The 20,960-nt window shown below is 37.5% G+C and carries 26 protein-coding genes and 1 other annotated feature; of the genes, 23 read left to right on the top strand and 3 right to left on the bottom strand.

What is annotated here, in order from left to right; translation table 11 throughout:
- Positions 1-17: 17 nt before the first annotated feature.
- Positions 18-401: an imidazole glycerol phosphate synthase gene (locus tag V7S50_RS05100; protein ID WP_142332721.1), complete on the bottom strand. Its 384-nt coding sequence runs from the start codon at positions 399-401 to the stop codon at positions 18-20.
- A 264-nt stretch (positions 402-665) separates the two neighbouring features.
- Here V7S50_RS05100 and ytfJ point away from each other — a divergent pair, with 264 nt between their 5' ends.
- Complete coding sequence (gene ytfJ, locus V7S50_RS05095) at positions 666-1,133, top strand: GerW family sporulation protein (RefSeq protein WP_147808844.1); 468 nt, start codon at positions 666-668, stop codon at positions 1,131-1,133.
- 108 nt (positions 1,134-1,241) lie between these two features.
- Positions 1,242-1,331, top strand: coding sequence for a hypothetical protein (locus V7S50_RS05090; RefSeq protein WP_000608225.1), 90 nt, complete (start codon positions 1,242-1,244; stop codon positions 1,329-1,331).
- Between the two features lie 363 nt (positions 1,332-1,694).
- On the opposite strand, the gene V7S50_RS05085 is transcribed toward V7S50_RS05090, so the two are convergent.
- Complete coding sequence (locus V7S50_RS05085) at positions 1,695-1,934, bottom strand: YkuS family protein (RefSeq protein ID WP_063224468.1); 240 nt, start codon at positions 1,932-1,934, stop codon at positions 1,695-1,697.
- A gap of 125 nt (positions 1,935-2,059) precedes the next feature.
- Positions 2,060-2,299, bottom strand: a complete 240-nt coding sequence (locus V7S50_RS05080; RefSeq protein WP_000752504.1) for a DUF3911 family protein — start codon at positions 2,297-2,299, stop codon at positions 2,060-2,062.
- Between the two features lie 59 nt (positions 2,300-2,358).
- Here V7S50_RS05080 and V7S50_RS05075 point away from each other — a divergent pair, with 59 nt between their 5' ends.
- From V7S50_RS05075 to V7S50_RS04975, 21 genes are all read left to right on the top strand, one after another.
- The gene (locus tag V7S50_RS05075; RefSeq protein ID WP_309259883.1) at positions 2,359-2,556 is read left to right on the top strand and encodes a hypothetical protein; all 198 of its coding nucleotides are present in this window, start codon (positions 2,359-2,361) and stop codon (positions 2,554-2,556) included.
- A gap of 158 nt (positions 2,557-2,714) precedes the next feature.
- A complete protein-coding gene (ilvE, locus tag V7S50_RS05070; RefSeq protein ID WP_001005497.1) occupies positions 2,715-3,611 on the top strand; it encodes a branched-chain-amino-acid transaminase in 897 nt (298 codons plus the stop codon).
- 16 nt (positions 3,612-3,627) lie between these two features.
- Positions 3,628-3,855, top strand: a binding site (T-box leader).
- A gap of 72 nt (positions 3,856-3,927) precedes the next feature.
- Positions 3,928-5,628 (top strand): acetolactate synthase large subunit, encoded by a 1,701-nt coding sequence (ilvB, locus tag V7S50_RS05065; RefSeq protein WP_242251112.1) that lies wholly within the window; start codon positions 3,928-3,930, stop codon positions 5,626-5,628.
- The gene (ilvN, locus tag V7S50_RS05060; protein WP_000822948.1) at positions 5,625-6,134 is read left to right on the top strand and encodes an acetolactate synthase small subunit; all 510 of its coding nucleotides are present in this window, start codon (positions 5,625-5,627) and stop codon (positions 6,132-6,134) included. Before ilvB ends, ilvN begins: the two co-directional genes overlap by 4 nt.
- A 26-nt stretch (positions 6,135-6,160) precedes the next feature.
- Entirely contained in the window at positions 6,161-7,171 is a 1,011-nt protein-coding gene (gene ilvC / locus V7S50_RS05055; protein ID WP_063224466.1) for a ketol-acid reductoisomerase, read from the top strand.
- A 1-nt stretch (position 7,172) separates the two neighbouring features.
- Complete coding sequence (gene leuA / locus V7S50_RS05050; RefSeq protein ID WP_063224465.1) at positions 7,173-8,693, top strand: 2-isopropylmalate synthase; 1,521 nt, start codon at positions 7,173-7,175, stop codon at positions 8,691-8,693.
- Between the two features lie 77 nt (positions 8,694-8,770).
- The gene (gene leuB / locus V7S50_RS05045; protein WP_242251113.1) at positions 8,771-9,835 is read left to right on the top strand and encodes a 3-isopropylmalate dehydrogenase; all 1,065 of its coding nucleotides are present in this window, start codon (positions 8,771-8,773) and stop codon (positions 9,833-9,835) included.
- Positions 9,835-11,229, top strand: coding sequence for a 3-isopropylmalate dehydratase large subunit (gene leuC, locus V7S50_RS05040; RefSeq protein ID WP_098555511.1), 1,395 nt, complete (start codon positions 9,835-9,837; stop codon positions 11,227-11,229). The genes leuB and leuC overlap by 1 nt, the downstream gene beginning before the upstream one ends.
- The gene (gene leuD / locus V7S50_RS05035; RefSeq protein ID WP_063224462.1) at positions 11,207-11,788 is read left to right on the top strand and encodes a 3-isopropylmalate dehydratase small subunit; all 582 of its coding nucleotides are present in this window, start codon (positions 11,207-11,209) and stop codon (positions 11,786-11,788) included. The genes leuC and leuD overlap by 23 nt, the downstream gene beginning before the upstream one ends.
- Positions 11,789-12,098: 310 nt before the next feature.
- Positions 12,099-13,361, top strand: coding sequence for an ATP phosphoribosyltransferase regulatory subunit (gene hisZ, locus V7S50_RS05030; RefSeq protein WP_063224461.1), 1,263 nt, complete (start codon positions 12,099-12,101; stop codon positions 13,359-13,361).
- Positions 13,337-13,984 (top strand): ATP phosphoribosyltransferase, encoded by a 648-nt coding sequence (gene hisG / locus V7S50_RS05025; RefSeq protein WP_242251114.1) that lies wholly within the window; start codon positions 13,337-13,339, stop codon positions 13,982-13,984. The genes hisZ and hisG overlap by 25 nt, the downstream gene beginning before the upstream one ends.
- Positions 13,984-15,273 (top strand): histidinol dehydrogenase, encoded by a 1,290-nt coding sequence (gene hisD / locus V7S50_RS05020; protein WP_242251115.1) that lies wholly within the window; start codon positions 13,984-13,986, stop codon positions 15,271-15,273. Before hisG ends, hisD begins: the two co-directional genes overlap by 1 nt.
- Positions 15,273-15,857: an imidazoleglycerol-phosphate dehydratase HisB gene (gene hisB / locus V7S50_RS05015; RefSeq protein ID WP_242251116.1), complete on the top strand. Its 585-nt coding sequence runs from the start codon at positions 15,273-15,275 to the stop codon at positions 15,855-15,857. Before hisD ends, hisB begins: the two co-directional genes overlap by 1 nt.
- Entirely contained in the window at positions 15,858-16,487 is a 630-nt protein-coding gene (gene hisH / locus V7S50_RS05010; RefSeq protein WP_242251118.1) for an imidazole glycerol phosphate synthase subunit HisH, read from the top strand.
- A complete protein-coding gene (hisA, locus tag V7S50_RS05005) occupies positions 16,460-17,179 on the top strand; it encodes a 1-(5-phosphoribosyl)-5-[(5-phosphoribosylamino)methylideneamino]imidazole-4-carboxamide isomerase (RefSeq protein WP_242251121.1) in 720 nt (239 codons plus the stop codon). The genes hisH and hisA overlap by 28 nt, the downstream gene beginning before the upstream one ends.
- Entirely contained in the window at positions 17,173-17,931 is a 759-nt protein-coding gene (gene hisF / locus V7S50_RS05000; RefSeq protein WP_242251123.1) for an imidazoleglycerol phosphate synthase cyclase subunit, read from the top strand. Before hisA ends, hisF begins: the two co-directional genes overlap by 7 nt.
- Positions 17,928-18,233 (top strand): phosphoribosyl-AMP cyclohydrolase, encoded by a 306-nt coding sequence (gene hisI, locus V7S50_RS04995; RefSeq protein ID WP_242251125.1) that lies wholly within the window; start codon positions 17,928-17,930, stop codon positions 18,231-18,233. Before hisF ends, hisI begins: the two co-directional genes overlap by 4 nt.
- 10 nt (positions 18,234-18,243) lie before the next feature.
- Positions 18,244-18,567, top strand: a complete 324-nt coding sequence (gene hisE, locus V7S50_RS04990; RefSeq protein ID WP_242251127.1) for a phosphoribosyl-ATP diphosphatase — start codon at positions 18,244-18,246, stop codon at positions 18,565-18,567.
- Between the two features lie 13 nt (positions 18,568-18,580).
- Positions 18,581-19,600: a histidinol phosphate phosphatase domain-containing protein gene (locus V7S50_RS04985; protein WP_242251130.1), complete on the top strand. Its 1,020-nt coding sequence runs from the start codon at positions 18,581-18,583 to the stop codon at positions 19,598-19,600.
- A gap of 68 nt (positions 19,601-19,668) precedes the next feature.
- Complete coding sequence (locus V7S50_RS04980; protein WP_212957325.1) at positions 19,669-19,836, top strand: YozQ family protein; 168 nt, start codon at positions 19,669-19,671, stop codon at positions 19,834-19,836.
- 144 nt (positions 19,837-19,980) lie between these two features.
- Positions 19,981-20,952: an NAD(P)-dependent oxidoreductase gene (locus tag V7S50_RS04975; protein WP_242251131.1), complete on the top strand. Its 972-nt coding sequence runs from the start codon at positions 19,981-19,983 to the stop codon at positions 20,950-20,952.
- Positions 20,953-20,960 lie beyond the last annotated feature (8 nt).

Here is a 20,960-nt window from a genome sequence, read left to right as displayed (position 1 = left end):
GAGATACCTTTTTCTTTTTAAAAAAGGGAGAACAATAAACCGATAAGCGCTACTCGGAATAAAATTGCAATGAGTGCTGCAATTCCGCCGACAATCGCAGCGATACCACCAGTTACAGTAGCTCCGCGATTATAAGCGTAAATCCCTAGTAATACAGAAACAAGACCAAATAATGTTGGGAAGGTAAATAGTGATAAGATAGATAAGGCAAGAGCGATAAAGCCAGCAGTTGATCCAGCGGCAGACGATCTTACATCATCTTTATTATCTTTTTCATCGTAATCATAATCAATGCGCTGTGGTGCAACCTCAGCTGCATATTCTTCTTTATAGTCACTATCTATTCTATCTCTTTTTTTATACTCATCAAATTTCTCAGTCAAAGTCATGACTCCTTTCATAACAAGGTTCAATAGTAGTATGTATCTCTTTATCTTTTTTATCCCGCTTTAATGGGCAGTAAGACCCCCACCTCAAAATTCAGCGAAAGCAAAGAAGTTAGGTGGGGGATCAACTGCCCATAAAAGTCCGATTGGTGAGGTCTAATAATCAGTGGGGATGAAGAAAACCCCCACTGATTAAAGTTTCACTTTATCCGAGTATGTACAGGGAGTAATATCCATCTAGTAGGAGGAAATTGTTTTTTTGAAATAGGAAAAGTTAGTATGACTTCCTCTATTTTGGAAAGTATAAAAAGGAATAATGAGGAAAGGGTGCAATACATAATGGAACATCCAATTGAAAATTTAATGAAAACAGCAATGACAAATTTAAAAGAGATGGTAGATGTAAATACGATTGTTGGAAGTCCAGTTTCAACAGCTGATGGAAATGTAGTATTAACAGTATCTCAAGTGGCTTTTGGTTTTGGTGCCGGTGGAAGTGACTTTAAAGGTGATTTTATTTCCGAAAAACATAATAACGGACAAGGACAGCATAAAGAGAACAAGCAAGCTCATCCGTTTGGAGGCGGAAGCGGGGCTGGGGTTTCTATTAGTCCAGTTGCCTTTTTAGTAGTTGGTTCTAACGGTGTGCAAGTATTGCACCTCAATAGTAGTACGCATTTAATTGAGAAGGCTTTAAATACTGTACCAAGCACTGTAGATAAATTTGTAAATAATCGTCAAAAGTGAACTTGCATTTTTTAGGAATTATGATATATTGGAGAAAGTGTGCTTTATGATGATCGGAATAATTGAACTGTAAATATATATGATGTGTGGAATAAGGGAGAGGAATTTATGATTAATATCAAAAACTTAGTAGTTGGCTTATGTATGTTAGTAAGCGGCTTTGTTGTATATGTAATAAAAGAAAAAGCTCCATTCTAAAACAGACAAACCGTTACTGTCTGTTTTAAATTTGTAAAAAATGTTGACGAGTTATGATATTGGTGTTATAATTTTAATTCGTGTCTCGGTTACAGCTAGTGTAAAGTAAATAAATCTTATGAATATAATACGAAAAGTTTGCGAAAGATCGGGTAGTCTTACCAACAACTTTTGTGAACAAACCCTATAAATTATAATTGTAGGCTTTATAGGTATACTAGTGAATCAAGGAGCGGTCAGTGGAACCGTAATGATGAGAGAGAGGTAGGGCTTTCATCCAGTATATGTTACTTTCCCGTTAGGTGAATATAAAAAAGAGGACTCCTTTTTAAAAGGAGTCCTCTTTCTATTTTTATAATAAATTTAAGTGCGGCTCGCAACTTGCTGACAAATTTCATCCGTTGTTAAACCGTGAGCTGTAATTACCGATCCCTTAATTGATGCATCTGCGATTCCCATCATATTGGAATCTTGTCCAGTTACAACACAACAATCGCACCCTTGTGCATCCTGTTCTGAATTAAGGGTAACAATTTCATGTCCCTGTTGCTTAAGAGCGTGCTGAACATCTGTTAATGAGTTTTCAACGCCGATTCTAGCCATAATTCTCACCTCCTACCATCTAGTTGCTAGTATGCTCAAGTACATCGCATATATTTATGCAAAGACAGTAGGAAGCATATATTTATCTGTTATTTACGGGTAGTCTGATTAAAGTATCACTTTATTTAGTCGTTATATACACCAGTAAGCATTTGGCTTACGAATTGATCGTTTAAAGTATCTTGGGCGGAAGAAGTATTTGAATGGATGTCGATTGAAGCAATAAAATTGTTATGTTCTTTATTATTTGGTTCTACCTCTACATAATTATCGAATTTACAAAAACCTTTCGTATCCATTAGATCAAATAGTTGAAGCATTTCTACTACCTCTTGTCTAGTTCCTTTAATTTGTACACACGCCATATTGATTTCCTCCTTCATTTTGACAAATTGTTTTTTAAAAATAGGATTATGATTCCGAAATGAAAAATATGAATGTTATTTTTAGACAGCGTTATTTTTATTATTTTCCCCCTTTTTCAGCAAAAGTCGTTGTATATTCCCGAATTTGTAAAAACGGACGTCCGTTTATTGAATACAATAGATTCGTATCAATTGAAGAAAATCCTTCTTTTAAACAAATATTTTTTTTAGTGGAAATTGGAGAAAAAAATTTTTGACTTTTTGTAAACGTTAACAATGTTGTTAAATCAATATAATTAAAGATGTACGTACGAATAAAAATTATAAATTTTCTAAAAATTCACTTGATTTATTTAGAAAGGAGAGTAAACTAGGAAACAATAAAAAATTCATAGAACATAGGAGGCGCTTTCCAGTGAACGAGCAATGGATTTTCTTAAATGGAGAATTTGTTCCAAAAGACGAGGCAAAAGTATCAGTATATGATCATGGTTATTTATATGGAGATGGAGTATTTGAAGGAATTAGAGTCTATAGCGGTAATGTTTTCCGTTTGAGAGAGCATCTTGTCCGGTTATATGAATCAGCAAAATCCATCATGTTAGAAATTCCATATTCTTTAGATGAAGTAACGAATATTGTTGTTGAGACGATTCGACAAAATAAATTATCTAATGGATACATTCGCCTAGTTGTATCGAGAGGAGCAGGAAATCTTGGGTTAGATCCTGATTCTTGTAAGAAACCGAATGTAGTAGTAATTGCAGAGCAACTATCTTTATTCCCGCAAGAATATTATGAAAAAGGGATTCCGGTTGTAACAGTTGCAACACGCCGAAACCGTCCAGATGTATTGTCGCCTCAAGTAAAATCTTTAAATTACTTAAACAATATTTTAGTTCGCATCGAAGCGAAATTGGCTGGAGTACAAGAAGCGCTTATGTTAAATGATCAAGGATACGTAGCTGAAGGCTCAGGAGATAATGTATTTATTGTAAAAGGAAATAAATTAATTACACCACCAAGTTCTGCTGGAGCGTTAGAAGGTATTACACGAAACGCTATTTTAGAAATCGGTGAAAAACTTGGATATGACGTTAGAGAAGAGTTATTTACAAGACATGATGTATATGTAGCCGATGAAGTATTTTTAACAGGAACGGCTGCGGAAGTAATTGCTGTTACGACAGTAGATGGTAGAACGATTGGTTTAGGGCAAACAGGTCCACATACGAATCGTTTATTAGAAGAATTCCGAAAGTTAGTTATAGAAGATGGAGAGAAGATCTACGAAGAAAATAAAGTTGGATAACAACTTTTTATAACATAAGAAAGCGTTGAGAGGGAGGAGTAGTTGATTGTGAAGCCTCACAGAGAGTCGGTGGTTGCTGAAAACCGATGGTTCACGTCGACGAACATCGCCCTTGAGTGCTAAGCTAAAGCATTTGTCTAGGCTTAGACGGTAGCTCCGTTATTAGCTAGACTCATTTATGGGTCACTGAGGCAAGAGTATTCTTGCAAAGAAGGGTGGTACCGCGAAATCTTTCGTCCCTTCAGCACATAGCTGGAGTGTGGACGTAGGATTTTTTTTATTGATAAAAGTTTTAAAAAGGGGGCTTATAAGAACAATGTCTTCAAAAACGGAAGAGAAACTGGCAACTGGTGCACAGCTATTGTTAGAAGCGCTAGAAAAGGAAGGAGTAGAAGTGATTTTCGGTTATCCTGGTGGTGCTGTTTTACCTCTTTATGATGCACTCTATGACTGTGAAATTCCGCATATTTTAACAAGGCATGAACAAGGTGCTATTCACGCTGCTGAAGGGTATGCCAGAATTACTGGCAATCCAGGGGTTGTAATTGCAACGAGTGGACCAGGTGCTACAAATGTGATTACAGGTCTAGCAGATGCGATGATTGATTCATTACCACTTGTAGTATTTACAGGGCAAGTAGCAACAACATTAATTGGAAGTGATGCTTTTCAAGAAGCGGATATTATGGGGCTTACGATGCCGGTGACAAAACATAACTATCAAGTGCGAAAGGCTTCGGATTTACCTCGAATTATTAAAGAGGCATTTCATATTGCTAAAACAGGAAGACCAGGCCCAGTCGTTATTGACCTTCCGAAAGATATGGTAGTGGAACAAGGAGAACGATGTAGTGATGTACAAATGGATTTACCAGGATACAACCCTAATTATGAACCGAATCTACTCCAAATAAACAAATTATTACAAGCAATTAGGGCTGCAAACAAGCCGTTAATTTTAGCTGGAGCAGGTGTATTGCATGCGAAAGCATCGAAAGAATTAACAAGTTTTGCTCGTAAATATGACATCCCTGTTGTCCATACATTACTTGGTCTTGGTGGGTTTCCGCCAGATGATGAACTTTTTTTAGGGATGGGAGGAATGCATGGTTCTTACACAGCTAATATGGCGTTATACGAATGCGACTTACTCATTAATATAGGTGCGAGGTTCGATGATCGTCTTACTGGAAATTTAGCTTATTTTGCTAAAGAGGCGACTGTTGCGCATATCGATATTGATCCGGCAGAAATTGGGAAAAATGTGTCAACTGAAATCCCAATTGTTGCAAGTGCTAAGCGAGCATTGGAAGTATTACTTCAATCAGAAGGGAAGAAAGAAAATCATCATGAATGGCTCTCTTTATTAAAGAGTAGAAAAGAAAAGTATCCACTATCTTATAAACGAATTTCGGAGAGCATTAAGCCGCAATACGCAATTGACATGTTATATGAAATTACGAAAGGAGAAGCCATTGTAACAACAGATGTTGGGCAACATCAAATGTGGGCAGCACAATATTATCCGCTCAAAACTCCAGATAAATGGGTAACTTCAGGAGGACTAGGAACGATGGGATTCGGATTTCCAGCCGCAATTGGTGCGCAAATTGCAAAGCCTGATGAACTAGTTATTGCAATTGTCGGTGACGCCGGATTTCAAATGACTCTGCAAGAATTAAGTGTCTTAAAAGAACATTCTTTACCCGTTAAAGTATTTATTTTAAATAATGAAGCGCTAGGAATGGTAAGACAGTGGCAAGATGAATTTTATAATCAAAGGTATTCGCATTCTTTACTACCGTGCCAACCAGATTTCGTCGCTCTTGCGAATGCGTATGGCATAAAAGGAATTCGCATAGACGATCCACTTCTTGCAAAGAAGCGAATACAGCATGCGATTGAATTACAAGAGCCAGTCGTAATTGATTGCCGTGTACTTCAATCAGAAAAGGTAATGCCGATGGTTGCGCCAGGGAAAGGTGTTCACCAAATGGAGGGAGTGGAAAAAAGGTGAAGAGAATTGTTACAGCAACAGTTCGAAATCAAAGTGGTGTGTTAAACCGAATTACAGGTGTTATGACACGAAGACATTTTAATATTGAAAGTATTTCAGTAGGTCATACGGAATCATCGGACATATCGCGGATGACGATTGTTGTACATGTTGAAAATGAACAGCAAGTGGAGCAGTTAATTAAACAACTTCATAAGCAAATTGATGTTCTGAAAGTATCAGATATTACAGAAGAAGCGATGATCGCAAGAGAACTTGCACTTATTAAAGTAGCAACTTCAGTAGCAAGAGCAGAATTATATAGTTTAATTGAACCGTTTCGAGCCGCTGTAATAGATGTTGGGAAGGATTCCATAGTGGTGCAAGTAACAGGTACGCAGGAGAAAGTAGAAGCGTTAATTGAATTACTTCGTCCATACGGTTTGAAAGAAATTGCAAGAACAGGTGTAACGGCCTTTACGCGTAGTATGAAAAAGCAAGATAAGCAAGTTATGTTAATTCAATAATCATTTAAATATAGGGGGAAATGAAAATGGCGAAAGTTTATTATGAGAAAGATGTAACGGTAAATGTATTAAAAGAGAAGAAAGTAGCAATCATCGGATACGGCTCGCAAGGTCATGCGCATGCACAAAATTTACGTGATAATGGATTTGATGTTGTAGTAGGTTTAAGAAAAGGGAAGTCTTGGGATAAAGCGAAAGAAGATGGATTTTCTGTATATACAGTAGCGGAAGCAGCCGGAAAAGCTGATGTAGTAATGATTTTGCTACCGGATGAACTGCAACCAGAAGTATATGAAGCGGAAATTGCGCCAAATTTAAAGGCAGGAAATTCTCTCGTTTTTGCACACGGATTTAATGTTCACTTTGATCAAGTGAAACCACCAGCGAATGTAGATGTATTTCTAGTAGCACCAAAAGGTCCAGGACATCTTGTGCGCCGTACATTTGCTGAAGGTGGAGCTGTTCCTGCATTATTTGCAGTATACCAAGATGCAACAGGAGTTGCGACTGAAAAGGCACTTTCTTATGCCGATGGAATTGGAGCAACGAGAGCTGGTGTACTGGAAACGACATTTAAAGAAGAAACAGAAACAGATTTATTTGGAGAGCAAGCAGTGCTTTGCGGCGGAGTAACTGCGTTAGTAAAAGCTGGCTTTGAGACGTTAGTCGATGCGGGTTATCAACCTGAACTTGCATATTTTGAATGTTTACATGAACTAAAACTAATCGTTGACCTTATGTATGAAGGTGGACTAGAAAATATGAGATATTCAGTTTCAGATACAGCGCAGTGGGGCGACTTCGTATCAGGGCCACGCGTTGTAACTGAGGATACGAAGAAAGCGATGGGTGCAGTGCTAGCAGAAATTCAAGATGGTACATTTGCAAGAGGCTGGATTGCGGAGCATAAAGCAGGAAGACCAAATTTCCATGCGACAAATGAGAAAGAAAATGAACATGAAATTGAAGTAGTTGGGCGTAAATTACGTGAAATGATGCCTTTCGTACAGCCGCGAGTAAAGGTAGGGATGAAATAATATGAAGCAGATTTTGTTCATGGATACGACGCTACGTGATGGCGAACAATCACCAGGAGTGAATTTAAATGAACAAGAGAAATTGCAAATTGCAAGGCAATTAGAGAGACTAGGGATTAATGTCATGGAAGCTGGCTTTGCAGCAGCTTCCGAAGGGGATTTTCAATCGGTAAAGCGCATCGCAAATACCATTCAAAATGCTACAGTTATGAGTTTAGCTAGAGCGAAGGAAAGTGATATTCGAAGAGCATATGAAGCTGTGAAAGGTGCTGTATCTCCTCGTTTACATGTATTTTTAGCTACGAGTGATATTCATATGAAATATAAACTTTGTATGTCAAAAGAAGATGTGTTAGATAGTATTTATCGCTCGGTTACGCTTGGAAGATCTTTATTTCCGACAGTGCAATTTTCTGCAGAAGATGCGACAAGAACATCAAGAGATTTTTTAGCTGAAGCAGTAGAAGTTGCGATTCGTGCAGGAGCGAATGTAATCAATATTCCAGACACAGTAGGTTATACGAACCCAGAAGAATACTATTCCTTATTTAAATACTTACAAGAATCCGTTCCTTCATATGAAAAAGCGATTTTCTCTTGTCATTGTCACGATGATCTTGGGATGGCAGTAGCAAATTCCTTAGCTGCGGTTGAAGGCGGAGCACTGCAAGTAGAAGGAACAATTAATGGAATTGGAGAAAGGGCAGGGAATGCGGCGTTAGAAGAGGTTGCGGTTGCACTTCATATTCGAAGAGATTTCTATAAAGCGGAGTCTTCTATGACACTACAAGAGATTAAATCGACAAGTACGTTAGTAAGTCGTTTAACAGGTATGATAGTACCGAAAAATAAAGCTATTGTAGGAGCAAATGCATTTGCTCACGAGTCAGGCATTCATCAAGATGGTGTTTTAAAAGAAGTGACAACATATGAAATTATTGAACCAGCGCTAATAGGCGAATCTCAAAATCTATTTGTACTCGGGAAACATTCTGGACGTCACGCGTTTACGGAAAAAATGAAAGAGCTTGGCTATGAATTTACGAACGAAGAGCGTGATGCGGTATTTGAAGCATTTAAAAAATTGGCTGATCGTAAAAAGGAAATTACTGAAGAAGATCTACGCGCGCTTATGCTTGGTGAAGCAGCATTTGCAGCACAACAATATAACATTACGCAATTGCAAGTACATTTCGTATCAAATAGTACACAATGCGCGACAGTTGTACTAAAAGATGAGGAAGGAAATGTATATGAAGATGCAGCCACTGGTTCTGGTAGTATTGAAGCGATATACAATGCGATTCAAAGAATTTTAGGATTAGAATGTGAATTGGCAGATTATCGCATACAATCTATTACACAAGGTCAAGATGCACTTGCTCATGTTCATGTTGAATTAAAAGAAGGAACGCATCAAGTATCAGGTTTTGGTGTTGCACAAGACGTATTAGAAGCGTCGGCAAGAGCATATGTCCATGCAGCAGGGAAATTAAAATCTCTTATAGCGCTTGTGAAATAAATGTTTGATAGGTGAGAGAAGCTTTCCTCACCTATCAGATTAAAGTTCTGAAAATTCTGTTAAGAGGAGTGTTAAAAATGGAAAAACGTATCGTTTGTTTAGCTGGTGATGGTGTCGGCCCGGAAATTATGGAGAGTGCAAAGGAAGTATTGCATATGGTAGAGAGGCTATATGGGCATCATTTTCATTTGCAAGATGAGTACTTTGGTGGTGTGGCTATTGATTTAAATGGGCAACCATTACCACAACGAACACTTGCCGCCTGTTTAGCGAGTGATGCGGTTTTACTAGGAGCAGTTGGTGGACCAAGGTGGGATGGTGTGAAAGAAAGGCCAGAGAAAGGATTATTAGCTTTAAGAAAAGGACTTGGAGTATTTGCAAATGTTCGCCCTGTCACGGTAGAAAGCGCAACGGCACATTTATCGCCATTAAAAAAGGCTGATGAAATTGATTTCGTTGTCGTTCGTGAATTAACAGGTGGGATTTATTTTTCTTATCCGAAAGAACGAACGGACGAAGTAGCAACAGATACACTTACGTATCATCGTCATGAAATTGAACGTATCGTTTCTTATGCTTTTCAATTAGCGAGTAAGCGGAAGAAAAAAGTAACATCTATTGATAAGGCTAATGTTTTAGAGTCTAGTAAACTATGGAGAACTGTAACAGAAGAGGTAGCACTTCGATATCCAGGTGTTGAATTAGAACATATTTTAGTGGATGCCGCAGCTATGGAATTAATTCGGAATCCCGGACGGTTTGATGTAATTGTAACGGAAAATTTATTTGGGGATATTTTGAGTGACGAGGCTTCAGTATTAGCTGGATCATTAGGAATGCTGCCATCAGCTAGTCACGCGGAAAAGGGCCCTTCGCTATACGAGCCTATTCACGGATCAGCACCGGATATTGCTGGGAAAAATAAGGCGAATCCAATTGCAATGATGCGCTCTGTTGCAATGATGCTTGGGCAATCGTTCGGATTAACGAGAGAAGGGTGTGCAATTGAAGAGGCAATTTCAGCAGTCCTTAAATTAGGAAAATGTACAGCAGATATCGGGGGGACTGAAACGACAACTTCTTTTACGAAGGCAGTTATGCAAGAAATGGAAGAGCAAGCGCTAGTAGGGAGAGGAAGATAATGGGGAAAAGGTTGCTAGATAAGCTTTGGGAAAGACACGTAGTTACGACAAATGAAAATGGATTAGATTTATTATATATCGATCTGCATCTTGTTCATGAAGTAACGTCACCGCAAGCCTTTGAAGGCTTGCGGCTTACAAATCGAACGGTCCGCAGACCAGATCTAACATTCGCAACGATGGATCATAATATTCCAACGAAAGATGTTTGGAATATTACCGATCGCATTGCGAAGCAGCAACTAGATACACTTCGGGAGAATTGTAAACAATTTCAGGTGCCATTAGCGGATATTGGAGATGAAGAGCAAGGGATCGTTCATGTTATCGGACCAGAACTAGGGCTCACGCAGCCAGGAAAAACAATTGTTTGTGGTGATAGTCATACAGCAACGCACGGTGCGTTTGGCGCGCTAGCATTTGGCATTGGTACGAGTGAAGTGGAACATGTATTGGCAACGCAAACGCTGTGGCAACGAAAGCCGAAAGCGATGGGCATTGAGTTAAACGGAAAATTACAGAAAGGCGTTTACGCAAAAGATATTATTTTACATCTCCTTTCAAAGTACGGTGTAGCAGTTGGAACTGGATACGTAATGGAATTTTACGGAGAGACGATTCAAGCAATGGAGATGGAAGAGAGAATGACACTTTGTAATATGGCAATTGAAGGAGGAGCAAAAGCGGGTATTATCGCGCCAGATGAAAAAACATTTGCTTATGTAAAAGGACGTAAATATGCACCGAGAGACTATGAAACTTTCGAGGGAAAATGGTCTGAACTTTATACAGATTCAGATGCGATTTATGATTTACATATTTCGATAGATGTTACGGATTTAGCACCGTACGTTACATGGGGAACAAATCCGAGTATGGGTGTTCGTATTGATGAGAAATTGCCAGAAAAGCATGATGTAAATGAAGAAAGAGCATTTTCTTATATGGGATTAAGCCCTGGACAAAGTACGTATGACATTCCAGTTCAGCATGTCTTCATTGGATCTTGTACAAATTCCAGGCTTTCTGATTTAGAAATCGCTGCATCTGTTGTGAAAGGGAGAAAGGTAAAAGAAGGTGTGCGAGCACTCGTTGTACCTGGATCGAAAAGAGTAAGAGAAGCTGCGATGCAAAAAGGACTACATCACATATTTGAAGAAGCTGGATTTGAATGGAGAGAACCTGGATGTTCAATGTGTCTTGGAATGAATCCAGATCAAGTACCTGAAGGAGAACATTGTGCTTCAACTTCAAATCGTAATTTTGAAGGAAGACAAGGAAAAGGAGCACGAACACATTTAGTTAGCCCAGCAATGGCGGCAGCAGCTGCATTATATGGTCATTTTGTTGATACTAGAAAGGAGAGTTATGATGGAGCCATTTCGTATTCATAAAGGTACTGCCGCAGTACTGATGAATGATAACATTGATACTGATCAAATTATACCGAAGCAATACTTAAAGAGAATTGAAAGGACAGGATTTGGAAAGTATTTATTCGATGAATGGCGTTATGATAATAACCGCCATGAAAACCCTAATTTTCCACTTAATGCACAAGATAGAAAAGGGGCAAGTATATTAATTACAGGTGATAATTTTGGTTGCGGTTCTTCAAGAGAACATGCTCCGTGGGCGCTTGCTGATTATGGTTTCCGCGTTATTATCGCCGGAGGGTTTGCGGATATTTTTTATATGAATTGTATGAAAAATGGTATGTTGCCAATTGTAATGGATAAAGAAATGCGAGAAAAACTTGCCAAAACGGATGCGAGAGAACGAATCGAAGTAGATTTAGAGAATGAAGTAATTACAACGAGTACGCACGTGTTCCATTTTACAATCGAGAAAATGTGGAAAGAGAAATTATTAAATGGTTTAGATGAAATTAGTATTACAATGCAATATGAACAGGGAATTGTAGAGTATGAGAGGAAAGTAGCTTTATATTAAGAAATAACGGAATGTTCAAAATGTATTTACATTCAGAATTAAGTATTATATACTATGTAAAAATTAGAGGAGAAAGGGAGTAAGTATTATGAATATCGTGCAACCTATTAAAATGCTTACACAACTACATCATCATACATAAAGCCCTTGAACCTAGCGCGTGAAAACGTGTAGGCACAAGGGTTATTCCCGTTGTACCTACACTCTACTAAAGAGCCTTGTAGGTATTTTGTCTACAAGGCTCTTTTTATTTTCGGTTTAGGTGAATGAAATAGGCATACATTAGAAAGGGAAAGGTGTGAGAGTTTAGATGACAAAATGGAAACGAGCAAACCCAAATGGAACGAGAGATTATTTATTCGAAGAATGTACGTTAATTGAAGAAGTGGAGCAAAAATTAAGACGTACTTTTTTAGAGAGAGGTTATGAGGAAATAAGGACACCTACAATTGAATTTTATGATGTTTTTGCCTTTCAAAGCAGGCCGATAGATGAAGAAAAGATGTATAAATTTTTTGATGAAAAGGGAAGGATTATCGTCTTGCGTCCAGATATGACAATTCCTTTAGCGAGAGTGATGGGAACGCAGAGGTGGGATACGCCGCTTAAACTGACGTATAGTGGGAATGTATTTCGAGCGAATGAGTCCCTTACCGGAAAATATAATGAAATTGTGCAAAGTGGTATTGAAATTATTGGGATTGATAATGTAAGAGCTGAAATTGAATGTGTCATAAGCGTCATTCAATCACTTCAAAAGGTGAAGGTGAAATCTTTTACCATAGAGATTGGGCAAGTGCAGTTATATAAATGTATTGTAAAAAAGCTCTCCATTCATGAAGAAGAAGAGAAAGTACTTAGAACGTATATAGAAAGTAAAAATTATGCTGCTCTATCAAATTTTATTAGAGAAAAGAAATTAGATCGATGTGATGAAACCGTAAGATTACTTGAGAAATTACCAAGGCTATTTGGGAATTTAGAAGTGATTGAGGAAGCAGAAAAACTCGCCTCAAGTAATGAAATGAAAATGGCTATTGCAAGAGTGAAAGAAATATATGAAGCAATTGAAAAACTAGGCTATGGATCTTACATATCAATCGATTTAGGTATGATTCAACATTTAGATTATTATACAGGTGTTATTTTCAAAGGGTATATATATGAAATTGGAGAAGAAATTGTTAGTGGCGGAAGATATGATGAGTTAATTGGGAATTTTGGGGAAATGCAGCCGGCTGTTGGACTCGCGGTGCAAGTAAATCAAATTGTAAAGGCGCTGCAAGAGCAGCAAAAACCATATGAAAGAAAGAGAATAGATATTATTATTCATTATGAGTTAAATAGATTAGCAGAAGCGGAAAGATTACGAATTTTACTTCAAAAGGACGGGAAAAAAGTAGAGCTATCTTTATTTTCTAATGTAAACGATACCTTTCAATTTGCAAGAAAAAATCAAATAGTAACGGTCGTTGAGGCAAAAAACGAATCACTAGTGGAATATGTATGGAAAGAGAAATGGGTAGTCCAGAAAGAAGGAGAAACTTCATGCGTAACATTCAAATTGCGTTAACGAAAGGAAGATTAGAAAAACATGTGATTCCACTGTTTGAGCAGATTGGAATTGATTGTTCAGAGCTCAAAAATAAAGGACGAAAGCTTGTCTTTCAAAGTAAAAATACAGATATCTCATTTATTTTAGTGAAAGCAGTAGATGTTGCTACTTATGTAGAACATGGAGTAGCTGATATTGGGGTCGTTGGAAAAGATATTTTAATGGAAAACGAGAAAGATATTTATGAAATGTTGGATTTAGGAGTAGGCGTGTGTAAGTTTTGTGTTGCTTCTATTCCTACTTATAACCCAAAGAGCTACCGGAAGAAACGTATTGCGACGAAATATCCACATATTACTTCTAACTATTTTCATGATAAAGGGGAGGATGTAGAAATTATAAAAATAGAAGGTTCTGTAGAAATTGCTCCTATTCTTGGATTGGCAGATGCGATTGTTGATATTGTTGAAACGGGAAAAACATTACAAGAAAATGGACTCATTGTATTTGAGGAAATGTATTCTATATCTGCTCGAATGATTGTAAATAAGGCAGCATTAAAAACTAAAAAAGACGAAATATTCAGTATTATAAATGTAATGGAGCGAGAAATTTTGTCAGAAAAACAGGGGGACTTGTAATGGAGATAGTTTGTGAAGATTTTCAAAAGGCGTTATCGAAAATAAAATTGCTACGAGAAAACGCTAATATAATAGAAGAAACTGTTCAAAGAAGTGTAAGCGAAATCGTTCAAAATGTAAGGGGAAGTAAGGATGAGGCCCTATCTTTTTATACAAAAAAATTTGATGGTGTAAAGATTAAAGAGTTTCGTGTAAGTGAAGAAGAAATAAAACAAGCGAGTATGTTTGTAGAGAATTCATTTTTAGAAGCGTTGCAAGAGGCGAAGAAAAACATTATTTCATATCATGAAAAGCAAAAAAGGCAATCCATATTCGATTGCGCGAGTAAAGGTATCATTAGAGGACAAATCATTCGGCCGTTAGAAAATGTAGGGGTATATGTGCCGGGCGGAACTGCTTCGTATCCTTCGTCAGTATTAATGAATGTATTGCCAGCAAAACTAGCTGGTGTGAAAAAGATTGTAATGGTAACACCGCCGAGAGATGGAGGAATTGATCCACATGTTTTAGTTGCTGCAAGCCTTGCAGGAGTAGATGAAATTTATATGATAGGTGGTGCGCAAGCAATTGCGGCTTTAGCATACGGGACGGAATCGATTCCGAAAGTGGATAAAATAGTTGGACCGGGAAATTTGTACGTCGCTCTGGCGAAACGAGAAGTATATGGAATAGTAAATATCGATATGATTGCCGGACCATCAGAAATTGTAGTTATTGCGGATGAAACGGGTAATGCAAAATATATTGCGGCTGATTTATTATCACAAGCAGAACATGACGAGAGAGCAACAGCAATTTGTATTACAACGAATATAGAGTTAGCAAAAGAAGTAGAAAAAGAGATAGAAAGACAGTTAGAAACATTGCCAAGAAGTGAAATCGCCCGTGAATCGATAAATAGAAATGGAGCTATTTTTATCGTTCCTTCTTTAGATGAGGCACTAAAGTTATCGAATGAAATTGCCCCGGAACATTTAGAGTTACATATAAAAGAACCGATGAATGCTCTAGCCTATGTGAAACATGCAGGATCTATCTTTCTTGGACCATATGCCCCGGAACCACTCGGTGATTATTTAGCGGGACCGAATCACGTATTACCGACAAGTGGAACGGCAAGGTTTTTCTCACCATTATCAGTTGATGATTTCTTGAAAAAATCAAGCTTTCTATCTTATACGGAGGAAGCGTTAAGAGATGTACAACATCATATTGTAGAACTTGCCAATAAAGAAGGGTTACATGCGCATGCGAGAGCAATTCAAATAAGATTTGAGGAGGAAGAATAATGCGTGAGTCCAGTCAAATACGTGAGACGACAGAGACAAGAATAAAATTAAGTTTGCAGCTTGATGAAGGAAAGAACGTTTCTGTACAAACCGGAGTTGGATTTTTTGATCATATGCTAACTTTATTTGCAAGGCATGGAAGATTTGGTTTGCAAGTGGAGGCGGAAGGCGATGTATTCGTTGATGCGCATCATACAGTTGAAGATGTTGGGATTGTACTCGGAAATTGTTTGAAAGAAGCGTTGCAAAATAAAGAGGGGATTAACAGGTACGGCTCAGCATATGTACCGATGGATGAATCTTTAGGTTTTGTCGCAATTGATATTAGCGGGCGCTCATATATTGTATTTCAAGGAGAATTAACGAATCCGAAACTAGGGGATTTTGATACAGAACTAACAGAAGAATTTTTTAGAGCAGTCGCTCATGCTGCCAATATTACATTACATGCTCGCATTTTATACGGAAGCAATACACATCACAAAATTGAAGCGTTATTTAAAGCATTTGGTAGAGCGCTTAGAGAAGCGGTCGAAAGAAATGCCAACATTACTGGTGTAAATTCAACGAAAGGGATGTTGTAATTGATTGCCATTATAGATTATGGAATGGGAAATATTCGTAGTGTAGAACAAGCATTAAAATATATTGGAGCAGCGTACATCGTAACGAGTGATAAAGAAGAGATTTTTAGAAGTGATGGAGTGATTTTACCAGGAGTAGGTGCATTTCCAAAAGCGATGGATGTATTGGAAGAAAAAGATTTAGTGCATGTGTTAAAAGAAGTTGGGATTTCAGGAAAACCACTTTTAGGTATTTGCTTAGGAATGCAGCTTTTATTTGAAAAAAGTGAGGAACTACAAGACTGTAACGGATTGAATTTATTACCAGGTATCATTAGGAAATTAAAAGTTCCTTATAAAATTCCACATATGGGATGGAATGAGCTAAAGAAAGAGGGAGAAATAGCGCTTTGGAATGGAGTAGAGAACGGTTCTTTCGTATATTATGTCCACTCTTATTACGCAGATTGTCCAAATGAAATTGTGTATGGAATAAGTGATTATGGAGTGAAAGTACCTGGTTTTGTAGCAAAAGGAAATATATATGGCGCACAGTTTCATCCTGAAAAAAGTGGTGACATTGGAATGCAAATGTTAAAAAATTTCAAAGGAGTGGTAGAATCATGGAAATCTTCCCAGCTATCGATTTAAAAGAGGGACGATGCGTTAGACTTTATCAAGGAGAGTTTAGTAAAGAAACAGTAATGAATGAAGATCCGGTTGCACAAGCGATTATATTTGAAAAATTTGGAGCGAAAACATTACACATTGTTGATTTAGATGGTGCAATTGCTGGGGAGTCGTTAAACTTGCCGATCATTGAAAAAATTTGCAAGGCGGTACGTATTCCTGTGCAAGTTGGAGGAGGAATTCGATCACTTGTAGCAGTAGAGAAGTTATTGTCAATAGGTGTAGATAAAGTGATTTTAGGAACAGCTGCTCTTTATGATAAGGCATTTTTAGAAGAAGCAGTTCGTCTATATAAAGAAAAAATCATTGTTGGAATTGATGCGAAAAATGGTTTCGTAGCAACGAGAGGCTGGCTCGATGTGTCTGAAATTTCTTATATTTATTTAGCGAAGCAAATGGAGAATGTAGGTGTTCAAACGATTGTGTTTACGGACATTTCGAAAGACGGGACACTTGCAGGGCCGAATTTTGAGCAATTAGAGTTACTACAAAAAAGCGTAGGTCTGCGTCTCATTGCTTCTGGAGGAGTGGCATCTATTCAAGATGTGAAGAAATTAAATGATATGAATATATGCGGCGTCATAATTGGTAAGGCACTTTACGAGAAAACGATTGATTTAGAAGAAGTGTTACAGGTAACAAAGTTATGTTAGCGAAACGCATTATTCCATGTCTAGATGTGAAAGAAGGGCGAGTCGTAAAGGGTGTAAATTTTATAGGATTACAAGACGTCGGTGATCCTGTTGAAATAGCTGCCTTATATAATGATGCGGGAGCAGATGAAATTGTATTTTTAGATATTACGGCAACGCATGAAGGTCGAAAAACGATTAAAGACGTTGTAGAAAAAACAGCTTCAAAAGTATTTATTCCTCTTACAGTTGGAGGAGGGATTTCAAGTGTGAAAGATATGTACAAATTACTAAGAGCTGGAGCAGATAAAGTATCAATCAACTCAGCGGCAGTGCGAAATCCAAAGCTAATCGAAGAAGGGGCAGAACACTTTGGCTCACAATGTATTGTCGTAGCAATTGATGCTAGAAAAGTAGCAGAAGATAAGTGGAATGTATATGTGAACGGCGGAAGAGTTGATACGGGAATGGATGCCATTGAATGGGCGAAGCGCGTTGTTATGCTCGGGGCAGGTGAAATTCTATTAACGAGTATGGATGCAGATGGAACGAAAAATGGATATGACCTTCGTTTAACGGAAGAAATTTCAAAAAGCGTTTCCGTACCAGTCATCGCGTCAGGTGGATGTGGTCATGCTGATCACATTATAGAAGTCTTTCAAAAGACAATAGTCGACGCAGCACTAGCGGCATCGATCTTTCATTATAGTGAGGCGACAGTGCAGGACGTAAAGAGAAAATTAAAAAATGCAAATGTTGAGGTGCGGTTATGAAACCTAACTTTTCAAAAGGATTAATACCGGTAGTTGTCATCGAAGAGGATACGAAAGAAGTTTTAATGCTAGCTTATATGAATGAAGAAGCGTATGAAAAGACGCTAGAAACGAAAAGAACATGGTTTTATTCCCGCTCGAGAGAATCTTTGTGGAATAAAGGAGAAACATCAGGAAATGTCCAATATGTGCAATCTCTTTATTTAGATTGTGATCAAGATTCAATCGTTGTTGTCGTAAAGCAAGTAGGACCTGCTTGTCATACGGGAGAAAAAACATGTTTTCACTACAAAATTATATAGGGGGATACATATGGGAAATGCCTTTAAATTACTATTTGAAACAATTGAAGAACGAAAGGAAAATCCACTTCCTGAATCATATACAAATTACTTGTTTTCAAAAGGAGAAGATAAAATTTTAAAGAAAATTGGTGAGGAATGTTCTGAAGTAATCATCGCATCTAAAAATAATGACAAAGAAGAGTTAGTGAAAGAAATGGTTGATGTATTGTATCACTGCTTCGTTTTATTAGCTGAAAAAAATATATCATTAGAAGATATCATGAAGGAAGTGATAGAAAGAAATGGAAAGCTTTCGAAAGTAGGGGACAGAAGAGAAATAGATACTTTATAAGGGGGAAATGTAGATGAAGGTGGATTATCACATTCATTTAGAAGAAGGGCCATATTCAATAGGGTGGCTAGCTAAAATAAATGAAGCACTACAACATTATGAACCGCTTAAAGAAGAAAAACATTCTATGGAATGGCTTGTGAAAACACAAGAACGCCTGCAAAGACGTGTGAAGGAAGGGCCATTTACAACGAAATGGATTGATTTATATTTAGAAGAAGCTTTGCGAAAAGGTATAAAAGAAGTTGGTATTGTCGATCATTTATACCGTTTTTATGAAGCAAAAGAATACTATGAAAGATATGTCGATATTAGTGATTCTAAGCTTGGACGTTTGCAGAAGGAATGGTTAGACCAAGTAAGGGTAGCGTCACTACATGATTTTACAAAAGCAATTGAAGAAGCGAAAGAACGATGGAGTAAAAGAGGGGTTACGCTTAAACTTGGAATTGAAGCGGATTATTTTATTGGTGGTGAACAAGAATTACAATCTTTACTGGCATTAGGAGACTTTGATTATGTAATTGGATCTGTTCATTTTTTAAATGGATGGGGATTTGATAATCCAGATACGCAAGAATATTTTGAGGAACATGAATTATGTGCTTTATATGATACGTTTTTCAAAACTGTAGAGAGTGCGGTTCGCTCTGAGTTATTTGATATTATAGCTCATCTTGATAACATAAAAGTATTTAATTATCGGTTAGATGAGAATGAACAACTTTCTTATTATAAGGAAATTGCGCGTGCATTAGTAGAAACAAATACGGCAACGGAAATAAATGCGGGATTGTACTATCGCTATCCTGTGCGAGAAATGTGCCCGAGTCCGCTGTATTTACAAGTATTAGCTAAGCATGGTGTTCCGATTACTCTCTCCTCGGATGCTCATTATCCGAATGATTTAGGGAAATATGTGGAAGAGAATATAAATACATTACGTAATCATGATATTTCTCACTTAGCTACATTTACGAAAAGAGTAAGAACGATGAGATTACTGGAAGAAGTAGTAACAATTTCAAAATGAACTACGATTTTTTGATGAAAACCCTCCTTTTTGTTCAAAATAAGAAAGAATAAAAAGGAGGGAAAGAAATGGCGAAACAACAAAATAAACAAAATGTACAAGGTGCACAGCAACAAGCGTATACTTCTGAAACAACGAATACTGCTCAGTCAGTTATTGAGGAGCAAATTAGCGATACAGTTGCAGAAGGAACGATTGATGTGAAGCTCGGAAAAGCATCGCAGGAAAAAGCGTAAGAAGAGGGGAGAGTTACATCTCCTCTTTTTTCATGGAAAAGTGTCGATTTTCAAAACTATAATCAAATTCCTTGGTTTTTATATGTGGATTTCTTACAATGAAATATAAGAGATATCTTATTTTCTATAGAAGAGGTGTTAGTAGTGGCAAAAATATTAGTAGCAGGGAAAATTCCAGCAATCGGATTAGAATTATTAAAAGATCATGATATAGAAATGTATGATAAAGAGGCGCTAATTTCTTTAGATGAATTAACAGAGCGTGTAAAAGATAAAGATGCATTGTTAAGCCTACTTTCTACAAAGGTGACAAAAGAAGTGATTGATGCGGCACCTAATTTGAAGATTGTTGCAAACTACGGTGCTGGTTACGATAATATTGATTACTCGTATGCCGGAGGAAAAGGGATTGCGGTAACGAATACACCGAAAGTATCAACTGAAGCGACAGCAGAATTAACATTTGCACTTCTTTTAGCAGCTGCACGTAGAATTCCTGAAGGTGATACGCTATGTCGTACAACTGGATTTAACGGATGGGCTCCATTATTTTTCTTAGGCCGCGAAGTACATGGTAAAACAATTGGAATTATTGGCCTTGGAGAAATCGGAAAGGCAGTTGCAAAGCGTGCGAAAGCGTTCGGAATGAATGTTTTATATACAGGACCAAATCGAAAACCTGCAGCTGAAAGTGAACTGGAAGCAACATATGTAACATTGGAAGAATTGTTACAAACGGCAGACTTTATTACAATTAACTGTGCGTATAATCCGAAATTGCATCATATGATTGATGAAAAGCAGTTTAAAATGATGAAGAAAACAGCGTACATTGTAAATGCCTCACGTGGACCAATTATGAATGAAGCGGCACTTGCTCAAGCATTAAAAACGAATGAAATTGAAGGGGCAGCTCTTGACGTGTTTGAATTTGAACCGAAAATTACAGAAGAGCTAAAAGAATTAAAGAATGTAGTACTTGCTCCTCACGTAGGAAATGCAACATTTGAAACGCGCGATGCGATGGCTGAAATGGCAGTAAGAAATATTTTAGCCGTATTAAACGGTGAAGAGCCTGTAACACCTGTAAATCAAAAAGTATTGGTTACAAAATAAAAAGAAAC

The sequence above is a fragment of the Bacillus sp. CCNWLW194 genome (assembly GCF_037120585.1).
GTDB lineage: Bacteria > Bacillota > Bacilli > Bacillales > Bacillaceae_G > Bacillus_A > Bacillus_A basilensis.
Note: the sequence above shows the minus strand (reverse complement) of the source record. Positions and strands in the feature narration are given on the sequence as shown.

Coding starts and splice junctions, on each gene's coding strand:
- leuB (WP_242251113.1), top strand. CDS start 8,771: ATGGAAAAACGTATCGTTTGTTTAGCTGGTGATGGTGTCGGCCCGGAA.
- hisD (WP_242251115.1), top strand. CDS start 13,984: ATGGAGATAGTTTGTGAAGATTTTCAAAAGGCGTTATCGAAAATAAAA.
- hisG (WP_242251114.1), top strand. CDS start 13,337: ATGCGTAACATTCAAATTGCGTTAACGAAAGGAAGATTAGAAAAACAT.
- ytfJ (WP_147808844.1), top strand. CDS start 666: ATGACTTCCTCTATTTTGGAAAGTATAAAAAGGAATAATGAGGAAAGG.
- hisA (WP_242251121.1), top strand. CDS start 16,460: ATGGAAATCTTCCCAGCTATCGATTTAAAAGAGGGACGATGCGTTAGA.
- V7S50_RS05080 (WP_000752504.1), bottom strand. CDS start 2,299: ATGGCGTGTGTACAAATTAAAGGAACTAGACAAGAGGTAGTAGAAATG.
- hisE (WP_242251127.1), top strand. CDS start 18,244: ATGGGAAATGCCTTTAAATTACTATTTGAAACAATTGAAGAACGAAAG.
- leuD (WP_063224462.1), top strand. CDS start 11,207: ATGGAGCCATTTCGTATTCATAAAGGTACTGCCGCAGTACTGATGAAT.
- hisZ (WP_063224461.1), top strand. CDS start 12,099: ATGACAAAATGGAAACGAGCAAACCCAAATGGAACGAGAGATTATTTA.
- hisF (WP_242251123.1), top strand. CDS start 17,173: ATGTTAGCGAAACGCATTATTCCATGTCTAGATGTGAAAGAAGGGCGA.
- leuC (WP_098555511.1), top strand. CDS start 9,835: ATGGGGAAAAGGTTGCTAGATAAGCTTTGGGAAAGACACGTAGTTACG.
- V7S50_RS05090 (WP_000608225.1), top strand. CDS start 1,242: ATGATTAATATCAAAAACTTAGTAGTTGGCTTATGTATGTTAGTAAGC.
- ilvC (WP_063224466.1), top strand. CDS start 6,161: ATGGCGAAAGTTTATTATGAGAAAGATGTAACGGTAAATGTATTAAAA.
- V7S50_RS04980 (WP_212957325.1), top strand. CDS start 19,669: ATGGCGAAACAACAAAATAAACAAAATGTACAAGGTGCACAGCAACAA.
- ilvB (WP_242251112.1), top strand. CDS start 3,928: ATGTCTTCAAAAACGGAAGAGAAACTGGCAACTGGTGCACAGCTATTG.
- leuA (WP_063224465.1), top strand. CDS start 7,173: ATGAAGCAGATTTTGTTCATGGATACGACGCTACGTGATGGCGAACAA.
- V7S50_RS04985 (WP_242251130.1), top strand. CDS start 18,581: ATGAAGGTGGATTATCACATTCATTTAGAAGAAGGGCCATATTCAATA.
- hisI (WP_242251125.1), top strand. CDS start 17,928: ATGAAACCTAACTTTTCAAAAGGATTAATACCGGTAGTTGTCATCGAA.
- V7S50_RS05100 (WP_142332721.1), bottom strand. CDS start 401: ATGAAAGGAGTCATGACTTTGACTGAGAAATTTGATGAGTATAAAAAA.
- V7S50_RS05075 (WP_309259883.1), top strand. CDS start 2,359: ATGAAAAATATGAATGTTATTTTTAGACAGCGTTATTTTTATTATTTT.
- V7S50_RS05085 (WP_063224468.1), bottom strand. CDS start 1,934: ATGGCTAGAATCGGCGTTGAAAACTCATTAACAGATGTTCAGCACGCT.
- hisB (WP_242251116.1), top strand. CDS start 15,273: ATGCGTGAGTCCAGTCAAATACGTGAGACGACAGAGACAAGAATAAAA.